This is a genomic window from Microvirga sp. P4_G7, from assembly GCF_056401005.1.
This window is the reverse complement of the sequence record NZ_JBFUKD010000586.1, coordinates 1-2,372: the sequence shown is the minus strand read 5'-3', so window position 1 is coordinate 2,372 and position 2,372 is coordinate 1. Positions and strand designations below refer to the sequence as shown.

Below are 2,372 nucleotides of genomic sequence, written 5' to 3'. Positions count from 1 at the left end.
GAACGTGAAGACCTGCGAGGCCGTGAGGCCAAAGACATCCTTGGCGGTCACAGTCAGGCTGTAGCTGGACGTCGTTTCGTAATCGACGGCGCCGGTGAGAACGAGGTTGTTGCCATCGATGCGGAACGGACCGTCGGTGCCGGCGAGGCTGTAGGTGAGYGCGTCGCCATCCGCGTCGGTGGCGCGCAGCGTGGCGATAATGGTGCCCGCCAGCGCRTCTTCCGCGACTTGCGCCTGGGACAGCGCGAGACCAGCCGGCGCAGCGTTCCACAACGCCACGCTCGTGTCGGCGAATTGCAGCACGCGGACGTCGCGCACGAGATCGRTGCCRTCGGGTCCGGTCACCGTGAAGSTGCCGTCGCCGTTGTCGACGACTTGGGATTCCGCGGCCGTGCCGGAAAACTTCGCGACGTTCGTCCCCGTGCCGCCGTCGAGCGTGTCGTCGCCGAGGCCACCGTCGAGCGTATCGTTGCCGCCGTTGCCAGTCAGCGCGTTGGCGTTGGTATCGCCGGTGAACGCATCGTTGCCGGAACCGCCTGTGAGATTCTCGATGGAGTAGAGCGTGTCAAAACCGTAGTTGGTGTTCTGCGCCTGACCTTGCTTGTTCAGGTCGACACGCGCGCCGACTTCACTCGAATAAAGCGCAGTATCCGATCCGTTGGATGCGTTCAGCGTGTCGTTGCCGCCTCTACCTTCAAGGGTATCGTTGCCTGCACCGGTGGCAAGGGAGTTGCCGATGTCACTTCCGCTGAGCCGGTGGTTTCCATTACTCCCCGCGAAGATGTGTTCGAGATTCAGGATCGTCTTGATACCGGCTCCCGTATCTTGGGCTCCGGTGAAAGCGAGATCGAGCCTTAAGCTCTCATCTAAGTACCGCAGATTGATGACGTCTTCGCCGCCACCTGCATCGATGAAGTCATCGCCGAGGCCCGTAATGAAAGCATCGTTGCCGTCGCCGCTCCATGCCTTGTTTGTTCCGGTACCAAGATCGATGAAGCCGTTGGTCAGTGTGCCACCGCGATTGTCGAATGTATCATTTCCGCCGCCAAGCGACACGCCGCCGTTGATGAAGCCGCGGTTAGTGACGAAATCCCAGCCGTTGCCGACGGAGGTGATGCCCGAAAGGTAGATTGACCCGCCGCCAAGGATCGAGCCGGTGTTGTAGACCCGCGTAATTCCGTCTTCCGAATCGAGAACGACTGCCGAACCATTCTGGCTCGAGATCGTGCCTGCATTAAAGATTTCGATCTGATCCGCGGTGACGCGGACACCTTCGTTGCCCCCGGAAACAGTCCCGCTGTTTCTCACGAACTGATAATCATAGCGATTGCTTGTCAGGTATACGCCGCGGTCCTGGCCATAGACGGTGCCACCATTGGCGACCTCGATATTGTTGAGGCCGCCGGCCGCATAGATTCCCCAATTTTGACCCGACACGCTCCCTACGATTGTAGCCGACAAGTCACCACCGGCAGCGTGGATTCCGTTCGCACCATCGCCCAACGCGGATAGGCTGCCACCCCGCTCGACGAGATATCGATCGCCGCCTGCAGCAACCGAGGCATGCGCGCCAGCGCCCRTTTGACTTGCTTGAACCGTGCTAATGACTTTCAGTGCCATGACAATCTCCTAAAAGACCGTCCATGGCATGCATTACGCAGCGTCTGCCCCCTTCCAACACATGGGGTCGAATGCTGAGATCCCGCGTGGCTGGCGACAGCAGCGAAACACGAAAATTCCTCCCCGGACAGATCCGGAGAGGGATTACACGACGAACCCGTCATGCATTGGACCAACACGATGGACGCCGTGCGGCGTCCGTGCCGTCAGATGACGAAGAGATCCTTGTGGGTCATCTTGAGGTTCTTCGGCAGCGTAGCGATCTGCAAAGCCTTCCCCGCGCCATTGCCGTCCGCGTCATAGTACAGGATGCCCTTGTTCTTGTCGTAGATGACATAGTCGTTGGCGTCTTTCGCGGCCGAGCCGACCGTGAAATAGCCGCTCTTGAGAGCAGCGGGTTTGGATTCAGAACCACGTGAGCCAAGCTTCTTGAACACCGCGTTATCGAGCCAGATCGAGTCGTCCTTCACGTTGAAGTCGACGATCTTGTCGACATGGGTCTTCCGGGCGTCGGCCTTCTCCTTGAACACGAAGACGTCTTTGCCGGCACCGCCGATGAGCGTGTCCTTGCCTCGGCCTCCATAAAGACGATCGTTGCCGCCAAAACCGTTGACGACATCGTTTCTGGATGTGCCCCGGATGAGGTCATTGCCTTCGCTACCGGGATGAGTGGTGCCGGTCGTATCAGGAGTGCCGGGCGTGGTTGTGTCGGCGAATTTCAGAAAGCTGATACTGTCGAGGGTATCCGTTCC

Annotated in this window: 2 protein-coding genes; both read right to left on the bottom strand. The window is 59.3% G+C overall.

What is annotated here, in order from left to right; translation table 11 throughout:
- A partial coding sequence (locus tag AC1DT3_RS18275; protein ID WP_477466649.1) for a cadherin domain-containing protein occupies positions 1-1,620 on the bottom strand: 1,620 nt, incomplete at its 3' end.
- Between the two features lie 206 nt (positions 1,621-1,826).
- The coding region (locus AC1DT3_RS18270) for a M10 family metallopeptidase C-terminal domain-containing protein (protein ID WP_477466648.1) at positions 1,827-2,372 on the bottom strand (546 nt) is incomplete at its 5' end.